This window comes from Sediminibacterium sp. TEGAF015, from assembly GCF_025997995.1.
Lineage (GTDB): Bacteria > Bacteroidota > Bacteroidia > Chitinophagales > Chitinophagaceae > Sediminibacterium.
Window position 1 is genome coordinate 1684441 of the sequence record NZ_AP026683.1, and the last position, 20615, is coordinate 1705055.

22 protein-coding genes are annotated in these 20615 nt (G+C 38.7%); 5 read left to right on the plus strand and 17 right to left on the minus strand.

The genetic code is table 11. From position 1 onward, the window contains the following. The first annotated feature begins 8 nt into the window (after nucleotides 1-8). Together TEGAF0_RS07640 and TEGAF0_RS07645 are read left to right on the plus strand one after the other, a co-directional pair. Nucleotides 9-380 carry a GntR family transcriptional regulator gene (locus TEGAF0_RS07640; protein ID WP_264897451.1) on the plus strand — a complete coding sequence of 124 codons (372 nt, stop codon included), beginning with the start codon at nucleotides 9-11 and terminating at the stop codon, nucleotides 378-380. 4 nt (nucleotides 381-384) lie between these two features. After that, nucleotides 385-1068 carry a GIN domain-containing protein gene (locus TEGAF0_RS07645; RefSeq protein ID WP_264897453.1) on the plus strand — a complete coding sequence of 228 codons (684 nt, stop codon included), beginning with the start codon at nucleotides 385-387 and terminating at the stop codon, nucleotides 1066-1068. On the opposite strand, the gene TEGAF0_RS07650 is transcribed toward TEGAF0_RS07645, so the two are convergent. Further along, nucleotides 1058-1984, minus strand: a complete 927-nt coding sequence (locus TEGAF0_RS07650; RefSeq protein ID WP_264897455.1) for an NAD(P)-dependent oxidoreductase — start codon at nucleotides 1982-1984, stop codon at nucleotides 1058-1060. The two genes, TEGAF0_RS07645 and TEGAF0_RS07650, sit on opposite strands and share 11 nt — an antisense overlap. A 10-nt stretch (nucleotides 1985-1994) precedes the next feature. Next, nucleotides 1995-2756, minus strand: a complete 762-nt coding sequence (gene rsmA, locus TEGAF0_RS07655) for a 16S rRNA (adenine(1518)-N(6)/adenine(1519)-N(6))-dimethyltransferase RsmA (RefSeq protein ID WP_264897457.1) — start codon at nucleotides 2754-2756, stop codon at nucleotides 1995-1997. A gap of 40 nt (nucleotides 2757-2796) precedes the next feature. Here rsmA and pdxA point away from each other — a divergent pair, with 40 nt between their 5' ends. Together pdxA and TEGAF0_RS07665 are read left to right on the plus strand one after the other, a co-directional pair. After that, nucleotides 2797-3891, plus strand: a complete 1095-nt coding sequence (gene pdxA / locus TEGAF0_RS07660) for a 4-hydroxythreonine-4-phosphate dehydrogenase PdxA (RefSeq protein ID WP_264897458.1) — start codon at nucleotides 2797-2799, stop codon at nucleotides 3889-3891. Nucleotides 3892-3896: 5 nt separating this feature from the next. Beyond that, entirely contained in the window at nucleotides 3897-4766 is an 870-nt protein-coding gene (locus TEGAF0_RS07665) for an aldose 1-epimerase family protein (protein WP_264897459.1), read from the plus strand. A gap of 10 nt (nucleotides 4767-4776) precedes the next feature. Here the strand turns inward: TEGAF0_RS07665 and TEGAF0_RS07670 are convergent, their stop codons facing one another. The 15 genes from TEGAF0_RS07670 to TEGAF0_RS07740 form a co-directional block, all read right to left on the minus strand. Continuing rightward, nucleotides 4777-5469: a hypothetical protein gene (locus TEGAF0_RS07670; RefSeq protein WP_264897461.1), complete on the minus strand. Its 693-nt coding sequence runs from the start codon at nucleotides 5467-5469 to the stop codon at nucleotides 4777-4779. 18 nt (nucleotides 5470-5487) lie between these two features. After that, nucleotides 5488-6363, minus strand: a complete 876-nt coding sequence (locus TEGAF0_RS07675; protein WP_264897462.1) for an ABC transporter permease — start codon at nucleotides 6361-6363, stop codon at nucleotides 5488-5490. After that, nucleotides 6341-7276, minus strand: coding sequence for an ABC transporter ATP-binding protein (locus TEGAF0_RS07680; protein WP_264897463.1), 936 nt, complete (start codon nucleotides 7274-7276; stop codon nucleotides 6341-6343). The genes TEGAF0_RS07675 and TEGAF0_RS07680 overlap by 23 nt, the downstream gene beginning before the upstream one ends. A gap of 33 nt (nucleotides 7277-7309) precedes the next feature. Next, nucleotides 7310-7594: a winged helix-turn-helix domain-containing protein gene (locus TEGAF0_RS07685; protein WP_264897464.1), complete on the minus strand. Its 285-nt coding sequence runs from the start codon at nucleotides 7592-7594 to the stop codon at nucleotides 7310-7312. Beyond that, the gene (locus TEGAF0_RS07690; RefSeq protein WP_264897465.1) at nucleotides 7587-8270 is read right to left on the minus strand and encodes a hypothetical protein; all 684 of its coding nucleotides are present in this window, start codon (nucleotides 8268-8270) and stop codon (nucleotides 7587-7589) included. The genes TEGAF0_RS07685 and TEGAF0_RS07690 overlap by 8 nt, the downstream gene beginning before the upstream one ends. Beyond that, a complete protein-coding gene (locus tag TEGAF0_RS07695) occupies nucleotides 8263-8859 on the minus strand; it encodes a hypothetical protein (protein ID WP_264897467.1) in 597 nt (198 codons plus the stop codon). Before TEGAF0_RS07695 ends, TEGAF0_RS07690 begins: the two co-directional genes overlap by 8 nt. 66 nt (nucleotides 8860-8925) lie before the next feature. Then, nucleotides 8926-9555, minus strand: a complete 630-nt coding sequence (locus tag TEGAF0_RS07700) for a TRAP transporter TatT component family protein (protein ID WP_264897469.1) — start codon at nucleotides 9553-9555, stop codon at nucleotides 8926-8928. A 19-nt stretch (nucleotides 9556-9574) separates the two neighbouring features. Continuing rightward, a complete protein-coding gene (locus tag TEGAF0_RS07705; protein ID WP_264897470.1) occupies nucleotides 9575-9847 on the minus strand; it encodes a 2TM domain-containing protein in 273 nt (90 codons plus the stop codon). 19 nt (nucleotides 9848-9866) lie between these two features. Then, on the minus strand, nucleotides 9867-12107 hold the full coding sequence (locus TEGAF0_RS07710; RefSeq protein WP_264897471.1) for a TonB-dependent receptor: 2241 nt from the start codon (nucleotides 12105-12107) through the stop codon (nucleotides 9867-9869). 156 nt (nucleotides 12108-12263) lie between these two features. Beyond that, entirely contained in the window at nucleotides 12264-13841 is a 1578-nt protein-coding gene (gene atpA / locus TEGAF0_RS07715) for a F0F1 ATP synthase subunit alpha (RefSeq protein ID WP_264897473.1), read from the minus strand. Between the two features lie 36 nt (nucleotides 13842-13877). Further along, on the minus strand, nucleotides 13878-14441 hold the full coding sequence (atpH, locus tag TEGAF0_RS07720) for an ATP synthase F1 subunit delta (protein ID WP_264897475.1): 564 nt from the start codon (nucleotides 14439-14441) through the stop codon (nucleotides 13878-13880). Nucleotides 14442-14443: 2 nt separating this feature from the next. Next, complete coding sequence (gene atpF, locus TEGAF0_RS07725; RefSeq protein ID WP_264897477.1) at nucleotides 14444-14938, minus strand: F0F1 ATP synthase subunit B; 495 nt, start codon at nucleotides 14936-14938, stop codon at nucleotides 14444-14446. Between the two features lie 84 nt (nucleotides 14939-15022). Continuing rightward, nucleotides 15023-15271 (minus strand): ATP synthase F0 subunit C, encoded by a 249-nt coding sequence (atpE, locus tag TEGAF0_RS07730; RefSeq protein ID WP_026752689.1) that lies wholly within the window; start codon nucleotides 15269-15271, stop codon nucleotides 15023-15025. Nucleotides 15272-15297: 26 nt separating this feature from the next. Beyond that, nucleotides 15298-16380, minus strand: a complete 1083-nt coding sequence (atpB, locus tag TEGAF0_RS07735; protein ID WP_264897480.1) for a F0F1 ATP synthase subunit A — start codon at nucleotides 16378-16380, stop codon at nucleotides 15298-15300. A 46-nt stretch (nucleotides 16381-16426) separates the two neighbouring features. Then, nucleotides 16427-18280, minus strand: a complete 1854-nt coding sequence (locus tag TEGAF0_RS07740) for an ABC transporter ATP-binding protein (protein ID WP_264897482.1) — start codon at nucleotides 18278-18280, stop codon at nucleotides 16427-16429. Between the two features lie 18 nt (nucleotides 18281-18298). Between TEGAF0_RS07740 and TEGAF0_RS07745 the strand changes: the two genes are divergently transcribed. Then, complete coding sequence (locus tag TEGAF0_RS07745) at nucleotides 18299-20560, plus strand: RelA/SpoT family protein (protein WP_264897483.1); 2262 nt, start codon at nucleotides 18299-18301, stop codon at nucleotides 20558-20560. The last annotated feature ends 55 nt before the right edge of the window (nucleotides 20561-20615 follow it).

Here is a 20615-nt window from a genome sequence, read left to right on the forward strand (position 1 = left end):
CGCAATCCATGAATTTTACCTCGAATAAACCTATTTACATTCAGATTGCAGATCTTATATGTGAAAAGATTCTGGTTCAAATCTTTAAAGAGGAGGACAGGATTCCCTCTGTAAGAGAATTGGCGATTGATTTAGAGGTCAATCCCAATACAGTTATGCGCACGTATGAATATTTGCAGGAGTTAGCCATTATTTACAATAAAAGAGGGGTTGGTTTTTTTGTAAGCTTGAATGGAATGAATAAAGCCTCTGAATACTTGAAAAAAGAATGTATGGAAAAAGATATGCCTTCTCTTTTCAAAAAAATAAACCTATTAAAGATCACTTTTCGTGAAATAGAAGAACTCTATTTACAATACTTAAAGAATAGCAATAACTAAACGTATGAAAAAAAGTAATATAATCTTGCTCATTACCATAGCATCGGTATTTTCCTGCTTATCTATCATCAATTTTACATTGCGTGCAGAATACAAAAAAGGGAACATAAAATCTGTTCAAAAAAAAATAATCCTGCCACCATTCCAACATATACAAGAATTAAAAAACGCGAAAAAAGGAGAGACTGCTTTTCATCCCATCATTCATATATATCAGGGGGGTGATACCAACCAACTTACCTACTATTATTATAACCCAGTTGGTTATGAATATTTTGTAAAAAACGATACGCTATTTATTAGGGCTGATGATAGCATAGAAAATAGTTTTCCAATGATTAATATTTATTGCAAAAACCTTGTCTCAATTTCTAGTAATGAATCGGAAATTTCGCTTCACCACTTTATTTCTGATAGCTTAGAACTGAATTCCAGTCAAAATTCTTCCATTACATGCCTGGCACTAACTTGTAATTTTTTGAATATCTCAGCCAAAAATAAATCTGCTATCACCATATCAGCAAAAGACACTATACAGAAAGTAGCAATGAACTTAAAGAATAAAGCCAAGCTAACACTTGCTGATGCCTACTTTAGGACTTATACACTAACATTGGATTCAACAGCCATTCTCAGTACAACAGGGAATTCATTTAAAGGTATAAATGCCTATAATTCTAAGAAATAATATTCAGCTTTTGCAAAACAATAGCTGCCATTTTATAAAATGCTTGATGACTATAGCCTGCAATATGCGGTGTAATAATCACATTTGGATTGCTTAGCAACTGGTTCAAAAGGTCTTTTTCAAAATCGTTATAAGTAGACAACTTTTCGTTCTCGAGCACATCTAATCCAGCCGCCCGAATGCTTTTATTTTCCAATGCAGAAAATAAAGCCCTTGTATCCATTACTTTTCCCCTGCAAGTATTTAAAAAGTAAGGTTGTTTTTTTAGTTGATCAAAAAATGCATTGTTCGCAAAATGATGGGTTTCAGCTGTCAGCGGCAGGTGCAGACTAATTACTTCTGCCTCGTGTAAAATTTGCTCTAGACTAGATTCCGCTATATAGGCATTTCCAAATCCGATCTTATACTTATCATGAGCAAGTACTTTCACCTGAAAGGGCTCAAGCAGGCGGGCAAAAGCAGACCCCGTATTTCCATACCCTATTATGCCGACTGTTTTACCAGACAATTCGTCGGCTCGGTTTTCATCTCTTAACCAAAGCCCTTTCTTAACTTCACTATGAGAACGATTGATTCTATTCATCAGGTTGAGCAACAACCCCAGTGCATGTTCTGCTACTGCATTGCGGTTTCCCTCCGGACTACTTTCACATTGGATGCCCTTACTTTGAGCATATGCTACATCAATCAACTCCATACCGCTTCCAAGTCTTCCAATCCATTTCAACTTTGGGGCTGCATCAATAATTTGTTGGTCAATGTGTAACCTTGTGGTCACAATTAATCCAACAGCTTCTTTTATTTGTAATAATAGTTGTTCATAAGTAATAGCTGGCTCATAGAATACTTCGTATCCTTTCGCATTAAGCGTTTCTACTAAATAGGGATGCACCTTAGCGGTAACAATTACTTTCATTCGCTTCTATTTAAGCCATTCTGTAAGTCAGTGCAGCAAAGTCTTCTACAGTTAACTGCTCTGCTCTTTTTGTGAATATTTCTTCCTGTAAAACAGCTGCATCAAAAAATGGTTTCATTGGATTGCGTAACATTTTTCTCCTTTGACCAAATGCAGCTTTTACCAGTGTGAATAACGCTTTTTCACTTCTTACAGCTACTGGATTGTTTTTTCGTTTAAGTTGTATTACCCCGCTCATTACTTTGGGCGGGGGATTGAAGGATTCAGGAGGCACATCAAATAAATATTCCACTTCATAAAATGCCTGAACCAGAACACTCAGTATACCATACACTTTTGTATTCGGCTTAGAAACAATTCTTTCAGCCACTTCTTTTTGAAACATGCCAATCATTACGGGAATCTGGGATTTCCATTCTAATACCCGGAAGACAATCTGAGTTGAAATATTATACGGGAAATTACCCACCAGCGTAAATGAGCCTGCAAATGGCACAGGGATATCCAAGATACTCCCCTCTATAATGGCTGTGGAAAGCGCAGGATACTGATGCTGTAAATATTGTACTTTCTCGTTATCCAGCTCTACTGCTTTAAATTGCTGAATGGGCAGTTCCAGCAGATACTTGGTCAGGGCACCTGCACCAGGCCCCACTTCCAATACTTGCTGCAGGTTTTCCGGTCCTTCTTTCAGAACAGCTACAATCTGCTTACAGATATTTTCATTGGTAAGGAAATGCTGTCCCAGCGACTTTTTGAGCGTATATTGCATGACTGCAAAAGTAGTATTTTAGCAACCTAAATCGTGGTAAATGAGTAACGAAACACAAAAACCTGTTATTGGCTTCACTTGTGGAGATATAAACGGGATTGGATTGGAACTAATCATCAAAACATTAATGGATCAGCGAATCCTAGACTTTTGTGTTCCCGTTGTTTTTGCCAACAATAAATGCCTGAATTTTTATAGGAAGAGCATACCCGATTCCAACTTCAACTGTACCAATATCAATCAATTTTCCCGCCTGAATCCCAAACAGGTGAATATTTATTCCGTTTGGGAAGAAGAAGTAACCATTACTCCCGGAGAATTGAATGAAACCGGAGGAAAATATGCACTAAAGTCTTTGGAAGAAGCCACTAAAGCGCTACAAGAAGGGCATATCCATGGTTTGGTAACGGCCCCTATTCATAAAAAAAATATCCAATCTGAGGACTTTAAATACAGCGGCCACACACCCTATTTCAAGACTTTTTTCAATGTAAAGGATGTTGTCATGTTTATGGTTGCTGAAAACATGAGAGTAGGTCTGGTTACTGAACATGTAACAGTTGAAGAAGTATCAAAACATATTACCAAAGAGTCTATCCTTAGTAAACTACAAATTATGCAACAGTCATTGCAAAAGGATTTTGGTATAGACAAACCTAAGATTGCTGTTCTTGGATTGAATCCACATGCCGGAGACGAAGGACTCATTGGCAAAGAAGAAATTGAAATCATTAAGCCTGCAATAAAAGAGGCAAAAAATAAAGCATTGGTATTTGGTCCCTATTCAGCTGATGCTTTCTTTGCCAGAGGTATGCATGAAAAATTTGATGCCGTTCTTGCCATGTACCACGACCAAGGCTTGATACCGTTTAAATCATTGGCCATTGGTGAGGGGGTAAATTATACAGCGGGCCTTCCTGCTGTAAGAACAAGTCCTGACCATGGAACTGCTTTTGACATTGCTGGAAAAGGAAAAGCAGACCATACTTCTTTTCTGGCGGCAACATTTGAATGCATCAATATCATTCATAACCGGATGGGGCATGCAGACAGAAACAGAAATCCACTTAGAAAAATCAGCGCCCGTATGCTGGCCAATGCAGTGGATGAAAGAATAGAAGAAAACGAAGGATAATTACTATGATAGTTTTAGAAAATAACAGCCTGCGCGTTTCCATCTCAGAAAAAGGGGCAGAATTACAGGAAATATTCAATAAAGAAACACAGCTTGATTATTTGTGGAGTGGTGACGCTACTTACTGGGGCAAAAAAAGCCCTGTATTGTTTCCAATTGTTGGCACACTGAAGAATAACAGTTTTCATCACAATGGCAATAATTATTCATTAAACAGACATGGATTCGCCAGAGATATGGACTTTAAACTAACTGAATCTAAAGATGCAAGAGTCTGTTTAAGCCTGGATGCAAATCAGGAAACGCTTGCACATTATCCATTCATCTTCAGACTCAACATCATTTATGAACTAAATAAAAACCAGCTTAGCTGTACTTACGAAGTCATCAATATTGATATTAAGCCTATGTACTTTTCTATAGGCGCTCATCCTGCATTTAAAGTGCCCCTGGAAGCAGCTTTTGAATTCAGCAATTACCAATTGGTTTTTAACGAAAAGGAAACAGAAGGTAAATGGCCAATTTCTGAAGATGGATTGATAGAAGAAAAACCGCTCCCATTTTTTAATAATAACAATGAGATTACATTAACCAAAGAACTATTCTACGGTGATGCGTTAGTATTTAAACATTTGAAATCAAATTCAATTGAATTAAAAAACAATCATTCCAAACATGGATTTGTTTTTTCCTGGAAAGACTTTCCTTTTATGGGCATCTGGAGTGCTAAAAATGCACCATTTGTATGCATAGAACCTTGGTGTGGCATTGCTGATTCAGTAAATACTACAGGAGAATTAAGACAGAAGGAAGGAATGAATCTACTTGTACCCGGAGAAACTTTCAACAGAACCTGGAGCGTTACAGTTTACTAAATGCAGCTATTTACTGATTGTTGAAAATACTATTACTTAACCCAGTATTAATGGCATATGCGCTGTAGTTGATTTCAACTCTGCCCTTCCTGCCTTTCATCTTATCTTTAATTGCTTTATCAGTGTCGTCAAATTCAAGGGTAATTCCTTTAGGAAGTTTATAATCCTTTGCATTAAAACTGAAAATAACTTTGTCCGGCAAGCCATATTCGCCATACTTACCATACATCAATTCCATCTCATATGTTCCGTTTTCCCGGGTAGTTGTAACAGATTTCCGGATTAGTAAATTTTGTTCGTCTATATACAATGTAGATAAAATAATATCTCCCGCATCTGCATTCGGCAGCAGTTTCACAACCCTAACAGGGAGATTTTGAACAGTACTTACACCTGCATCAATAGCAACAAATCCGGTCTGCATTACCATGCTGCCAATATTAATGCTAACGCCACCTTTAGGTAAAACTGAAATGCCTCCATCCCTCTGTAACTTAAATTTATCGGGGCTTTTGAAGAACACTTTTACTTTACCAATGGGTGCTTTAATAAAAGCCACATCTGTCTTCATTTTACCATCAGCTGTATAATCTTTTACCTTGTCCAATTTGGCTTTTACCTTCATTACCAACGCATTCATATCCTGCGCCTGAACAGGTATCCATCCGGAAAATATAAACAGAAAATTCAAAAAAAATTTCACACTTGTGTTTTTCATAAACTAACTAAGAATATCTTTTTTTCTAAATAAGGCAATGGCTGCACCTACAAATAAAATAATATGAATAAAGAGAATACTGGCAGATTGAACAATTTTTTGCGGGTTTTGAATACTCCCGATAATGGCTTCATTTGCATCATTTACCTTAAAATCAAAAAACTCTTTCCAGGTAATCATATGCGTGGTGAACAAATAAGGTTTAATCAAATTAAAAAGCGGGATATTCATTGTACTCAGAATGGTACTTACAATAATCACGCTCATTGTAGCTACAATTGGACCAATTGAATTCTCTGCAAAAAATGATAAAAGAAAACCCAATGCAGCCACTGTAACCATAGCCAATGCTGCAAAACAAAAAGCACCTGAATATCTCCAGAAAACATCTGACTCTTTAACAATGACTACATAACTGCTCTTCATTAAAAACAAATCATCAGTTCCAAATACCAGCATACTTAAAAACAATCCCATAATAGCGATCCAGATCAATAAGAGAATTGTATATATAGAAGAGGCTAAAAATTTTGCCAATACTATGGAGGTTCTGGATTGTGGTTTGGTTAACAACAAGCGAAGCGTACCCATATTTGCCTCCCCTGAAATCATGTCTGCTGCTATAAGGGCAATTAAAAGGGGAACATGAACCAGCAAAAGTTGCAGTATTACATGGCAGATAAAATAGCCGTTCAGAATTTTGCCGTCTACACTAAAGGAGCTGGCAAAATCAGCCATCACAAACTCAGCATATTCTTTTCCATCCACCCATAAACCGAGTTGAATTACACCAATCAATGCAGTAATTGCTGCAAAAGACAAATAGGTTCTAGGTCTTTTAAAGACTTTATACAATTCAATTTGTAAATGTTCCCACATATTGTTTTCCAGCTGTTACTTGTAAAAAATAATCTTCCAGATTGTTTCTAGAGGACAAAGAATAAATATCGACTCCATTAGAAGCAAGCAGTCGGTTAAAAGAAGGAATATCTTTTCTACTTAATTTAAGCAGAACTTTCCCGTCTCTTTCCGGGAGTAATGAGTCACCCCATTCTGAGGATAAGATAATTTGATTTGCCAAATCCTTACTGGCAACTTCCATTTCCAGAATGGCTAGCTCGTCATTAATTAAGTTTGAAGCTGCACCTTCAACCAGCTTTTTACCTTTGTCAATAATTAAAATCCGAGTAGCAATCTGCTCAATTTCATTTAACAGATGAGATGACACAATCACCGTTTTATTTTGCTCTCTGGAAAGAAAAAGTATCAAATTCCTGATATCAGCTATTCCTTGAGGATCTAATCCGTTAGTAGGCTCATCCAGAATAATCAATTGCGGATTATGTACCAATGCAATGCCAATTCCCAGTCTTTGTTTCATTCCCTGAGAAAATGTTTTAACAATATCATGGGCTCTGTCTGCCAGTCCTACCACTTCCAGCTGTTTCATCAAAACCTGATGAGAGGGTTTGATGCCACTTAAACTGGCAAATAGTTTCAGATTTTCATATGCACTTAAATATTTATATACATCTGGCTTCTCAATTACTGCACCAATTTGCTGAAGAATATCTTTTCGGTGTGATTGCAGTGGTAGACCAAAAAGCTCAATATCCCCTTCTGTTGGAGTAATTAGTGACAGTAGCATCCGTATGGTGGTACTTTTGCCAGCACCATTCTGACCTAAAAATCCATAGACATCTCCTTGTTCTACAGAAAATGAGAGTTGATTAACGGCTGTAAAGGAACCAAACTGTTTCGTAAGATGAGAGACTTTTACTATCTGTTGCATTGATTAATATAACAGCAAAAATACCCAAGATGTTTAAACTTTCAGGTATTGTTGCAGTGCCTGCACATAGTCTTCAAAGGCTTTTACTCCGTCTGGAGTTACTTTACAGGTAGTTTGAGGATAATTGTCTTTAAACTGCTTGATAACTTCTATATAACCAACATCTTTCAGCTTCTGTACCTGAACACTCAGGTTACCGGCAGTCGCATTGGTTTTCTCCTTTATAAAAGTGAATTCAGCCTCTTTTACGCTAATGAGCAAACTCATGATAGCCAATCTAAGCTGCGAATGTAATATGGGATCTAGTTCTTTAAACATCCACTGACGCCTGACGAAGGTATTTTTTTCGTAAAATAATGCCTGGAATAAACCAGCAGACCAAGGCTGCAATGGAGCCAAGCAACATATCATATCGGCTTTCAGTAAACAAACTCAGTATGAACAACCCATATGTAACAATTGCACCTATTTTCATAGGGGCAAATTTCTTTACCATTCCGGTTACCATGGTTGGAAAAGCATATAATAAAATATAAACTGAATATAAAGAAGGCGTAAAGGGTTTCATAACTTCATCAGGTCTTCCATCCGCGTAGTGTTTCATTAAAGTCCAGCCTTCTTCTGCTATAAACTTCTCAGTTTGCCCCGGCACTATATTCTGATAAAAACCCATAGCAAAAATACTAATGCCGAAAACCAACCAGACAGCGTTGATCAGATCATCATCGTATTGCTTGGCCTTCTGTATTTTTTTTTCTCGGATAGAAATATAAATCTGAGGAATAATGGCAGCTAGTACCAGCCACCAAATATCGAAACCCAGTTTAAAATCATATTCTCTTTGTAAAAAATTCACACCGGAAGCAATAGCAACTACAGCTCCCCACAACAAGGATCCAATACCTGTATCATGGTAACTTCCTTTTGCTTTTTTAATCATTTCAGCAATCAACTGTAAACTCTCTTGTTCCGAGAAAGTAGACTCCTTAGACATGGATTGAATTTTTAAATTTTGCTCTTAAAAGATACCCTGGTATTATCCAGGCGCTAAGTACCGCTGGTATTAATAATAAAATGATTTCACGACTCTGAACAAAGACGGAGCAAGCGGCCAATACCCAACAAATTACGCCTCCAATTTTCAATGGATTGAAACGCATTATGGCTCCCGTTAAAAAAGTAGGCATTCCATAGAACAACAAAATAAAAGCGTACAATAACTGCCAAGTGCCTAATTGTGAAAGGATAAAAGTTACCAATCCCATGCAGATTCCAAAGACCATCCATACATATCCAATTATTTCATCTGTATAATTCTTCACTTGAGCGGTACGCTGCTTCTTTGCGATATAATAAATTTGGTAAATCATCGCAAAAACAGTTAATATCCAAACCGAACTTGCTGATTTACCCATCTGGGTAAATGTTAAGAGTCCGTAATGCAGAAGGGAACAAATGAAAACAATCCATCCCCAGAGCAAATACAATGTTCCGTTTTCGGAATATTTGTTTTGCGCCTTGTTAATCATACTCTCAATGAGAGCCAGACTTTCAACAGCAGAAAATTTTTCTGTCTGATTCATTGGTATTACTAAATTAAGTTAAAGATACCCAACTGTATGGATGATGCTGTAGAATAGGCACACAAATTACTGACATGCGGCTAACAATTGTTCTGCCTGTTCTTTTCCCCAGTTTGGATGAAAAGCGCTTAATGGTTTAAAACCGGCAAATAATTCCAAGGATTTTTCAAAAAGTTTTTTCGCTACTGATTTGCCGCCACCAAAAGCTTCTGGCACATTCATTAGATATTGTCCTTCTAGTAAATACGGTCTAGGATTACTTGGATCTAGCTGCTTTGCTTTGGCAATGGCTTCTGACGCCAGTGCACCATAAGTTTGCCAGCGCGACATGGGATCTACCAATAATTGCATAACTGCCACCTGTTGTTTCAAACAATAGATTTCTGCATTGGCAGGCTCAATGGCTTCGGCTTTTGCTATTAATTCAACAACCTTGGTAGCTGCTTTGTCTTTATCAGCGGCCGTATTCATAAAGGCTGCAATAGTATAATGTCTGGCCGCATAATAATAGGGTAACCACTGATTTTTTTCTGCCTCTGCAATACGCTCATAATAAGCGCCTAAGGCCTGCAGATCATCAGCCCCTTTGGTTTCTTTCAATTTAGCAAAACCATTTTGCATGGCAGATTCATACTTAGTTTGTGCATTTAATACTAAAACAGAAAAAATGGCAATAATTGAAAATATTTTTTTCATGATGTATTTTTTTAAATGATTACTGTTGATTTTTTAGTTTCTGATATTCTTTTTCTACACTATTGATTCTATTGCCATGATAGGCTTTTGCATATTGAAATGCAAGACCAATGCCCCAGCCTAAAATGGGCCAGATAGGCCAGAAATGATTAAGGTTCCCTGAGGAATAATACCAAATTCCAATAAGAAAAAGATTGACAATACAATAACTGAATAAGCTCCATCTAAAGCCTACCCTTTCCTTGGCAATCTGCCATAGTATTTCGTCCTTGTTTTCAGTAAGTTGGTTCATTTTGTTTGGTTTAAGAATTTTATAAATTACTATTGATATTTTGTTGGGTTCTGTCTACACCCCAGCTCAGAAAAATGCCTAGGAAAAAACTACGAGATGCAGGGGGATTAATTTCCGTCCGAATCAACATTCCATCCGCGTCCCTTAATCTATTGCTGTAATTGTATCCAAAAATCTGTCGCTCATTAAAAACATTATTAATACCCATTACAACAACTGCATTGGCTTTCCCGATTTTAGGTAACCAATTCAAACTGAAATTATTGGTACTGTAGGCAATGGTTTTATCCGATAAAAATTCTTTTGGCGATTTGTTGGGATTAAAATAAGGTCTGCCTGTACTCCAGTTATAACTCCAGTTTACACCAAACATCTTTTTGACCCAGAATTTCTTCAATACTACACTGCCACTATGTGTTGCTGCAAAACCTGGTTGTACAAATGCAGGATAATTATTAAAATCTCTTTTGGTATCCAGATAAGAATAGCTGATCCAGTAGTCCAAATTTTTAAAAGTTTTGCGGTCTCTCCAGAATAATTCAATTCCTTTTGCGTATCCATATCCATTGTTATTTACAGAAACCGGGTATCCGCTCGATGTTTTCAATAAACTAACATAGTCCTTATAAAAAGCCTGTGCCCTGAATGTGTAACTGGACGATATGTGCTGGTAAGTTAAAATGTAATGGTCTGCCCTTAAGAAAGCTACAGAGGGTTGATTAATTAAATATCTTCTTTCAGGTGATTGATAGAAAATTCCATAATCGGCAGACAATTGACTGTTCTTTGAAAGTTTGTAAGACAACGCAGCCCGGGGAGCTATATTCATTTTATTGAGCAAACTGCTATATTCAATGCGAACACCAGGACGAAATGCCAGTTCATTTGTAATATATAAATCTGATTCTCCAAAAGCAGCGGTATATCTATCTTTTACTAGTGAAGGAAACAAACCCAATATATTCTGAAAACGGGCGCTGTCGCGGTTATTCCAGACTTCCGCTCCAAATCGCAGTGTGTTGATGGCGCCAAATCTTTTTTCAGCCACAGCCCTCAACTGAAACATCCATTGACTAGCATTATTGGTAAATGATGCCTGATCAATCACCGCAATTTGTGTTGGCAACACAGGCTTATATTGTTGATTCTGAACCTGGCTTGCTATCTGATCTTTGTTGTAACTGACACTGCCCGCCAAATTGAGCTTCCAGCCATTTCCTAAAAACTGTCTGAAACTGATATTAGTGAAAAGATTCTGATTATTCAGTTTAAACGCATTCCACAATCCAAGACTATCCAACGATGGATTTCTTACTCCCAATGAACCTGCATTGTAATAAGCGTATATTTTAAATACACCATTCTTTTTGGTCTTAAATCGATAGTTGGCATCCGCGGTATGAAAATCGGGAACTTTAAAAAAGTCAGGAGCCTGCGGTACCAATTTCTGGTATACAGCTAAATTAGTCCAGTTGTAGCTGAACCCATAACTGGACTTTTTATTTGCCGCCACTTGCTGTAAACCCAGGGATGCAAACAATGGAGAAAGCCCCAATTGCAATTCGGATTTTTCTGGTATATCCAGGCTTTCCAGATTCAACACACTACTTAACGCCTGACCATACAAGGCAGAGTATCCCCCGCTGCTGAACACGGTACCACTAAATAAAAATGGAGAAAATCTTCCTCTTTGTGCTATTCCCGGCACGCTGCTATAAAAGAAATTATTAACTACAGTTCCATCAATGATGATTTTAGCTTCTTCTGAAGAACCACCTCTAATAAATAACCCTTCTTGTTCTCCTACTTTTTGTGCCCCTGGTAATGTTTGTATGGTAGCAGAAATATCCGCGTTGGCGCCGGCAGTGGTTGCAATATCCAGTGCTTTTAATACTGTACCTTTTTTCTTGTCACTTGCTTCGTATGATCCAGCTGTTATAATTACTGCTTTCAGTTCGTTGATTTCTTCTTTTAAAATAAAAGCTATGACCATTGTGTCCATTCCCAAGTCTAGTCCCTGTTCCAGGGTTTTATAGCCAATATTGCTCACGACCATGATAACCTTTCCTTTCTCAGTGGTTTTAAAAGAAAAAGCGCCTGTAGAATCAGAAACTGTTCCATCATAACTATCCTTAATGACAATATTTGCGCCCGCCAAAATGCGACCTTTCAGATCTTTCACGCTCCCTCTTACCAAAACCTGCCCCTTTAACAAGCTGGCCAAAATCATCCCGGCTATAAATAAAAGAATTGCTTTCATTGTATTGATTTGCAAAACAAACATAAACTGGTTTATTTTATAAACCAAATTATTTTATAGATTTTATCAATTTTTAGGCATTTTTAATACAAAAGGTCGTAGTACGCAAAAAAAAAGGCCGCCCGAGGGGCGACCTTTTCAACTCAATCAACTTTATTATTTGTACTGTTCAGCAATTCCTTTAGCCAAATCAGTCATTTTCTTCAATCCGTCTTCAGGTAAATTACCTTTCTTGAACTCTGCCAGCACATCTGGTAATTTGTTCTCCATTTCCATTAAGAAATGAGCTTCAAATTCCTTCACTTTCTTAACGGCTACTTCACGTAATAAGCCCTGTGTACCTAAGTAAATAATAGCTACCTGCTTTTCTACAGTGAAAGGAGTGTACTGAGCTTGCTTCAATACTTCCACGTTCCTTGCACCCTTGTCAATTACAGACTTGGTAGCAGCATCCAGGTCTCCACCAAACTTAGAGAAGGCTTCTAACTCACGATATAATGCCTGATCTAGTTTTAGGGTACCTGCTACTTTTTTCATGGATTTGATCTGCGCGTTACCACCCACACGACTTACAGAAATACCTACGTTGATCGCCGGACGGATACCTGCGTTGAACAAGTTACCTTCTAAGAAGATCTGACCGTCGGTGATAGAAATTACGTTGGTAGGAATATAAGCAGATACGTCACCCGCTTGTGTTTCAATAATTGGCAATGCAGTTAAAGAGCCACCACCTTTTACCAAATGCTTTATAGATTCTGGTAAATCATTCATGTTCTTAGCAACATCATCGTTGGCAATTACTTTTGCAGCTCTTTCCAATAAACGGCTATGCAAATAGAATACGTCACCAGGATAAGCTTCGCGTCCCGGAGGTCTTCTCAATAACAATGAAACTTCACGGTAAGCAACCGCCTGTTTAGATAAGTCATCAAATACAATCAATGCAGGTCTACCGGTATCTCTGAAAAACTCACCAATAGCTGCACCAGCAAAAGGAGCGTAGAACTGCAAAGGAGCAGGATCAGAAGCAGAAGCAGATACGATAGTAGTATATGCCATTGCACCATTGTCTTCTAAAGTTTTCATAACCCCAGCAACAGTAGATGCTTTCTGACCAATGGCAACATATATACAATATACAGGCTTACCTGCATCGTAGAATTCTTTTTGGTTAATGATGGTGTCAATACAAATGGCAGTTTTACCAGTCTGACGGTCACCAATTACCAATTCACGCTGACCACGACCTACAGGAATCATTGCATCAATTGCTTTGATACCGGTTTGTAATGGTTCTTTAACTGGCTCACGATAAATAACACCTGGCGCTTTACGCTCCAATGGCATTTCATATAAATCTCCGCTGATTGGACCTTTACCGTCAATAGGTTCACCTAAAGTATTAATTACACGACCAACTACTCCTTCTCCTACTTTGATAGAAGCAATCTGACCGGTTCTTTTTACTTTGGCACCTTCTTTAATGCTTCCACTTTCACCCATCAATACCACACCAACATTATCTTCTTCTAGGTTAAGTGCAATTGCTTTAACACCATTCTCAAATACTACCAGCTCACCGCTTCGTACACCGTTAAGGCCGTACACGCGGGCAATACCATCACCCACCTGCAATACGGCTCCTACTTCTTCCAGTTCGGCAGAAGCATTGAAATTGCTGAGTTGCTGTCTCAGTATCGCTGATATTTCATCTGGTTTAATATCTACCATTTTGTATGATTTAAAAGTTGATCTTAATGTATAAGGTTATCTAATATTGGGAACGTAGTGATTGTCTGTGAACTGCTTTCTGATAGCTCGTAAGTCGCTTGCAATGCTTGCATCTACCTGCTTGTTATCAAACTCTAGTACAAAACCGCCAATCAATTTCTCATCCACGAGAGCCTCTAGTTCAACGGTTGCAAAATTATTTGCTTTTTGAACGTTGGCTTCAATGGATTTTTTCAACTCCTCTGAAACAGGTGCAGCAGTTATTAACTTCACCTGATGAATTCCTTTTAACTTATTATACTGCTGAATAAATGCATTGGCAATTTCAGGAAGGTCGCTTTCGCGTCCTTTCTTTACCAAAAGATTGCTGAACAAAGAAGTTAATTCAGAAACTTTACCATTAATAACCGCAGAAATAATTTTCTCTTTCTGATCAGCTTTAATAATGGGGCTTCTCAACATGTTCAGAAAATCCCGGCTAATTTTACATACAGCCTGTATGTATAGCATATCAGCACGCACAGCATCTAATTGATTTTTCTCAATAGAGAGATCAACTAGGCTTTTTGCATAACGGTCTGCTAATCTTGGGTTTGACATGCTTAGTTCAATTTAACGCCTTCAGCTAATTGTTTAATATAATTTTCCTGATCTGCTTTATTGCTCAACTCTCTGCTCAACACTTTTTCAGCCACTTCAATTACCAACGCGCCAACCTGATTTTTTACATCGGTTAAAGCTGCATTTTTTTGTTGTGTAATGGCGTTTTGTGCGTCTGCTACAATACGATCAAATTCAGCTTTTGCTTTTTCTTTCGCATCGGCTACCATTTTATCAGCAGTTTCTTTTGCTTCTTTAATCATCACCGCTCTTTCCTCACGAGCTTTCGCCATCATTACTTCATTCTCATTTTTCAAAGCAGCCATTTCAGCCTTTACTTTGTCAGCAGATGCAATTGCGTCTGCGATGCCTGTCTCTCTTTCCTTCAAAGAAGAAAGGATGGGTTTCCAGGCTAAGCCTTTCAAAAGGAAGAATACAACTAGGAATGCAAATAAAGTCCATACCAACAATCCTAATCCGGGGTTTAACAATTCCATATTATCGTTTTAATACTAATAGTTAAGATAAAGATTACTGCATCGCTTGCCCTTTGCGTACGATGCAGTAATGAGTTTGTGCAACTAGGCTTTCAATACAGCCAAGATACCTGCGATTACCGCGAAAAGGGCAACACCCTCTACGAAAGCGGCAGTCAAGATCATGTTTGCACGGATGTCGTTAGAAGCTTCTGGCTGACGAGCGATGCTTTCAACAGCACTCTTACCAATTTGACCGATACCGATACCAGCACCGATGGCAGCTAATCCTGCGCCAATAGCACCACCAAAGTGGCTCATGCTTACATCCAACAAAGTGTTTAGAACTGACATATTGTTTGTTTTAATGATGAAAAAAATTAATGATGCGCTTCATCGTGGTGTGCACCTTCCATAGACTGTCCAATGAAAACAGCCGTCAAGTTTGTGAAGATGAACGCTTGAATAAAGGCAACCAATATCTCTATGAAATAAATGAAAATGGTAAAAGCAAGTGATACCGGAGCAAATCCCCAACCGGCAACTTTGCTCATAGCACCGAAAATGAAAATCAACATCACAAAACAAGTGATTACAATGTGCCCGGCCACCATATTGGCAAACAAACGGACAATCAATGCAAAAGGCTTGGTGAATATTCCGAAGAATTCTACAGGAACCAAAATGGGTTTAACAAATCCAGGTACCGGAGGGTTAAAAATATGTCCCCAGAAATGCTTGTTGGTACTAAACACGATAACTAGGAAACTAATGAATCCTAATACGATAGTGAAAGCAATATTACCTGTAACATTGGCAGATCCTGGGATTAGTCCCAATAAGTTGTTGATTAGAATAAAGAAAAATACAGTCAATAAATAAGGCATGTATTTTTCATACGCATGTCCTAAATTAGGTTTACCTACTTCGTCTCTAACAAAAGTAATTACTGGCTCAACCGCATTCTGGAAACCAGAAGGAGCTACTTTTGAACCATTACGCTTGTACTTATTGGCCACTTTAATCATTAGGAAACAAAGTAAGAATACACCAATAAACATCTGCACCACATTGCGGGTTAAACTTAAATCATAAACTATAACAGTTGCATCGTGCTCACCGGCTTCATTCACAGCAACAATATGTCCTTCTTCTGATTTATACCCTTGGTATGCATCATGACCATGGTTGAATTTAGCGTAATTAAACATAGTCCATCCACGCTGAGGAGAATATAAAATAACAGGCAATGGAATGCTTACATGCTTTTCGCCAATGGTAGCAAAATGGTATTCATGGGCATCCATGATATGCTCCATAATCAGCTTCGAAGGATCAAAAGCAGTTTCTTCGTGTTTCGCACCGTCCGCAGGTGTTTCGCTGGCGAAAGTGTTCACAGAAAATAACAAGCTGAACACGCTGAAAGCGGCTACTAGTAAAGATTTTAAGCTTTTTGAGGCCATACCCATCTCTAAATTTGCGGCAAAGATAAGGGTAGATGGTGTATATTTATTGCAAAACGGCTTTCTTTTTCCCAAACTGCATTTCATGTAAACGGGCATAGAATCCGCCCGCCCTTAGCAGCTCGGCATGGTTTCCTTTTTCCTTCAATTCCCCCTTGTCTAACACAATGATTTGGTTGGCTTTACGTATGGTGCTTAGCCTATGGGCAATCACAATAGAAGTTCTGCCCGCAATCAGGGTTTCGATGGCTTTTTCAATCAACAATTCGCTTTCTGTATCAATAGAAGAAGTGGCTTCATCCAAAATAAGGATGGCTGGGTCATATAAAAGTGCCCTGATAAAAGAAATCAGCTGTCTTTGTCCAAGGCTAAGCGTACTGCCTCTCTCCATTACATTGTACTGATATCCTCCGGGCAATTGCATGATGAAGTCATGAACGCCAATCATTTTAGCGGCTTCTTCTACCTGTTGGATTGAAATCGCCGGGTTTCTGAGGGTAATATTTTCCAAAATAGTACCCGAAAACAGGAAAACGTCCTGAAGTACAACGCCTATGCCGCTGCGGAGACAGTCCGTATCCCAACGGCTGATATCCACCCCATCAATAGCAATTTCACCCTCCTGAATCTGATACAAACGATTGAGCAAGCTAATAATAGATGTTTTTCCGCTACCGGTATGCCCCACCAATGCTACTGTTTCCCCTGCTTTTACTTCAAAATTGATACCATGCAATACATTCTGGTTGCCTGTGTAGGAAAAACTAACCTGCTTAAAATGTATATCACCGCGAATCTTTGAAGGTTTGTATGCATCAGCAGGACTCGGCGGCAACTCATCCGTATTATCCAAAACCTTCAATACCCTTTCCGCTGCAATCATCCCCATTTGCAATACATTGAACTTGTCGGCAATTACCCGCAATGGGCGGAAAATCTGATTCAGGTATAAGATAAATGCCACCAACATACCCGCATCCAGGGATTTATCTGCAATCCACCATACTAAAATACCCATGCTCAGGGCAAGCACCACTTCTACCACAGGGAAAAATACACTGTAGGCAAATATGGCGTGGATATTGGCATCCCGGTGTTTTTTGTTGATTTCCTGAAATGCATTAGCCTCCTTTTCTTCAGCCGCAAAAGCTTGCACCACCTGCATTCCGGTAATATGTTCCTGCACAAAGGCGTTTAATGCTGCAACTGCATTGCGCACCTGAATAAAACTTTTATTGACACTCTCCTTAAAATAATAAGTAGCAATAATCATGATGGGAAAAGGGGTAAGGCAAACCAGGGTTAGCTTCCAGTCCATGTAGAACATGGTACCCAGGGTGATGATGATAGTAAGCAAATCCGCTACAATTGGAATTAAGCCATCCGAAAAAATTTCATTGATGCTTTCAATATCATTAATGGTCCGGGTGGTTAAGGTTCCAATTGGGGTTTGATCAAACTGTCTGAGGTTTAAGCCCAAAACCTTTTTGTATACCGCAACCCTTAAATCCTTTACCACATGCTGCCCCATCCAGGCTGTGATATAAGAAAACAGAAAACGAATGCTGGTTTCCAGTAGTATAAACCCGATCTGAAAAATAGTAACCGATATAATAAAGCGACTAACATCGCTTAGATCCTGCCCGAATAAAACAAAGCGAACCCAATCCGGAACCTGATTCACTTTTCCGGTTGACCCGTTTACCGTTAGCTGTATCAGATACGGTCTGATGGGGGCTGCAACGGCCATGAAAATGGCCAGTAAGAGACTGAGATAGAAATATTTTTTATAGGGTTTAACGAAAAAAAAGATGCGCTGTAAAACACTAAAGTCAAATATTTTCTTTTTTTCGGCTGCACTCATGGAGCGCAAAGGTAAACAGAAAATAAAATCAGGCATTTTGTATCTTTGTAAGGTATGGATGCAGCCCCAATTCAGCCTTTTGAGCCCGCTTTAGCCAAGTATACCCTGAACGAAGAGCAGGAAAAAAAAGAAATCATTCGACATTACCGCGCTTTATTGAAAGCGCTAAGACCCAAATTAAAAAAGGGGGACAAGGAATTATTACGCACGGCTTTTGAAATGGCAGCCAATGCCCACAAGACCATGCGCAGAAAAAGTGGGGAGCCGTATATACTGCATCCGATTGCCGTTGCCATGATTTGTGTAGAAGAAATTGGACTGGGTGTCAGAAGTAGCATCTGCGCACTTTTACATGACACGGTAGAAGACACAGATATCTCATTAGAAGATATTGAAATGGAATTTGGTACCGAGATTGCCAAAATTGTAGACGGACTCACCAAGATTTCCGGTGTTATGGACACCAATACCAGTCAGCAAGCAGAGAACTTTAAAAAAATATTGCTGACACTAACAGATGACCCAAGGGTAATATTGATTAAGCTGTCGGATCGACTACACAATATGCGCACCCTTGATCATATGAAACGGGAGAAGCAACTAAAGATTGCTTCGGAAACCGTTTGGGTTTATGCTCCCCTTGCACACCGCATGGGATTATACAATATCAAGACAGAGCTGGAAGACCTTTCCATGAAATACATGGAGCCGGAAGCCTACCGGGATATTGCGAAGAAATTGGCAGAAACCAAAAGAGAAAGAACCCGCTATATCAATGAATTCATTCGTCCAATCCGGGAAAAACTGATTGCGGCCGATTTTGATTTTGAAATTTACGGAAGGCCCAAAAGCATTCACTCCATCTGGAATAAAATCAAGAAAAAAGCTGTTGCTTTTGAAGAGGTTTATGATTTGTTTGCTATCCGTGTCATATTAAATTCCCCTCCCGAAAAAGAGAAGGAACAGTGCTGGAAAGTATATTCTATGATTACCGACGAGTACAATCCTTCCCCTGAAAGACTAAGAGACTGGTTAAGTAACCCAAAGAGCAATGGATACGAAGCGCTACACACAACTGTAATGGGCCCTCAAGGTAAATGGGTGGAAGTACAGATCAGGACCAAAAGAATGAATGAAATTGCAGAAAAAGGGCTTGCCGCACACTTTAAATACAAGGAGGGAAAAGAAGGAAACGATGAAGACCGTTTTGATAAATGGTTTGGACAAATACGAGAAGTATTGAGTGCCCCGGATACAGATGGGGTAGACTTTCTACAAGATTTCAAAACCTCATTTTTAGCAGAAGAAATATATGTGTATACACCAAAAGGGGAAGTGAAAATGTTGCCCACCGGCAGTACGGCTCTTGACTTTGCTTTTGCCATCCACTCTGCTATTGGCACCAAGTGTATTGGTGCAAAAGTGCACCATAAGCTGGTTCCGATTGGTCACAAATTAAGAAGTGGTGATCAGATTGAAATTATAACCAGCAATAAACAAAAACCTTCTGAAGACTGGCTCAATATGGTGGTTACCGCCAAAGCCAAGAACAAAATCAAAGACAGTTTAAGAGAAGAAAAAAGAAAAATTGCCGAAGACGGAAAATACGTTTTACAGAGAAGGCTGGAATCGCTCGGAGCCGCTTACAGTCAGTATAATATTGAGGAACTAACTCAGTTTTACAAGGTAAATTCTGCACTGGACCTTCACTATAAAATTGCCACTAAAGCCATCGACCTCAAGGAACTGAAAGATTTTCAAATCTTGGGAGACAAAATTGAAATTCCCAAACCCAAAATAGTAATACCAGAAACGTTGGTGGATCCTACTAAATCCGTTTCTAAAAAAGATTCTGAACTAATCATTTTTGGCGAGAGCAGCGACAAAATCATGTATACGCTTGCCAAATGTTGCAGCCCAATTCCTGGCGACGACGTATTTGGCTTTGTCAGTACGGGTAAAGGCTTAATCATCCACAGAACCAATTGCCCCAATGCCACACAGTTACTGGCCAATTACGGGCACAGAGTGGTAAAAACCAAGTGGGCAAAAAACAAAGAAATTTCATTCCTTACCGGATTAAAAATTGTAGGACTAGACGATGTGGGTGTTATTAACAAAATAACCAATGTAATCAGTGGTGATCTTCGTATTAATATCTCCGGACTAAGCATTGATTCCAAGGAAGGTTTATTTGAAGGAATAATCAAGGTTTTTGTTCATGACAAAGAAGAACTAGAGGAATTGGTGAACCGACTGAAATCTTTAAACGGCATTCAAACCGTTGACAGATTTGATACGGATAAAGAAGCCTAAAGTTTTACTCTTTACTCTTCTTCTTATCCCTTATTTTTGCCCCTTAGAAAATAAA

What these genes read in the sequence shown, in the direction of transcription:
- TEGAF0_RS07640 (WP_264897451.1), top strand. Translation starts at nt 9, where the DNA reads ATGAATTTTACCTCGAATAAACCTATTTACATTCAGATTGCAGATCTT.
- TEGAF0_RS07645 (WP_264897453.1), top strand. Translation starts at nt 385, where the DNA reads ATGAAAAAAAGTAATATAATCTTGCTCATTACCATAGCATCGGTATTT.
- TEGAF0_RS07650 (WP_264897455.1), bottom strand. Translation starts at nt 1,984, where the DNA reads ATGAAAGTAATTGTTACCGCTAAGGTGCATCCCTATTTAGTAGAAACG.
- rsmA (WP_264897457.1), bottom strand. Translation starts at nt 2,756, where the DNA reads ATGCAATATACGCTCAAAAAGTCGCTGGGACAGCATTTCCTTACCAAT.
- pdxA (WP_264897458.1), top strand. Translation starts at nt 2,797, where the DNA reads ATGAGTAACGAAACACAAAAACCTGTTATTGGCTTCACTTGTGGAGAT.
- TEGAF0_RS07665 (WP_264897459.1), top strand. Translation starts at nt 3,897, where the DNA reads ATGATAGTTTTAGAAAATAACAGCCTGCGCGTTTCCATCTCAGAAAAA.
- TEGAF0_RS07675 (WP_264897462.1), bottom strand. Translation starts at nt 6,363, where the DNA reads ATGTGGGAACATTTACAAATTGAATTGTATAAAGTCTTTAAAAGACCT.
- TEGAF0_RS07680 (WP_264897463.1), bottom strand. Translation starts at nt 7,276, where the DNA reads ATGCAACAGATAGTAAAAGTCTCTCATCTTACGAAACAGTTTGGTTCC.
- TEGAF0_RS07685 (WP_264897464.1), bottom strand. Translation starts at nt 7,594, where the DNA reads ATGTTTAAAGAACTAGATCCCATATTACATTCGCAGCTTAGATTGGCT.
- TEGAF0_RS07690 (WP_264897465.1), bottom strand. Translation starts at nt 8,270, where the DNA reads ATGTCTAAGGAGTCTACTTTCTCGGAACAAGAGAGTTTACAGTTGATT.
- TEGAF0_RS07695 (WP_264897467.1), bottom strand. Translation starts at nt 8,859, where the DNA reads ATGAATCAGACAGAAAAATTTTCTGCTGTTGAAAGTCTGGCTCTCATT.
- TEGAF0_RS07700 (WP_264897469.1), bottom strand. Translation starts at nt 9,555, where the DNA reads ATGAAAAAAATATTTTCAATTATTGCCATTTTTTCTGTTTTAGTATTA.
- TEGAF0_RS07705 (WP_264897470.1), bottom strand. Translation starts at nt 9,847, where the DNA reads ATGAACCAACTTACTGAAAACAAGGACGAAATACTATGGCAGATTGCC.
- TEGAF0_RS07710 (WP_264897471.1), bottom strand. Translation starts at nt 12,107, where the DNA reads ATGAAAGCAATTCTTTTATTTATAGCCGGGATGATTTTGGCCAGCTTG.
- atpA (WP_264897473.1), bottom strand. Translation starts at nt 13,841, where the DNA reads ATGGTAGATATTAAACCAGATGAAATATCAGCGATACTGAGACAGCAA.
- atpH (WP_264897475.1), bottom strand. Translation starts at nt 14,441, where the DNA reads ATGTCAAACCCAAGATTAGCAGACCGTTATGCAAAAAGCCTAGTTGAT.
- atpF (WP_264897477.1), bottom strand. Translation starts at nt 14,938, where the DNA reads ATGGAATTGTTAAACCCCGGATTAGGATTGTTGGTATGGACTTTATTT.
- atpE (WP_026752689.1), bottom strand. Translation starts at nt 15,271, where the DNA reads ATGTCAGTTCTAAACACTTTGTTGGATGTAAGCATGAGCCACTTTGGT.
- atpB (WP_264897480.1), bottom strand. Translation starts at nt 16,380, where the DNA reads ATGGCCTCAAAAAGCTTAAAATCTTTACTAGTAGCCGCTTTCAGCGTG.
- TEGAF0_RS07740 (WP_264897482.1), bottom strand. Translation starts at nt 18,280, where the DNA reads ATGCCTGATTTTATTTTCTGTTTACCTTTGCGCTCCATGAGTGCAGCC.
- TEGAF0_RS07745 (WP_264897483.1), top strand. Translation starts at nt 18,299, where the DNA reads ATGGATGCAGCCCCAATTCAGCCTTTTGAGCCCGCTTTAGCCAAGTAT.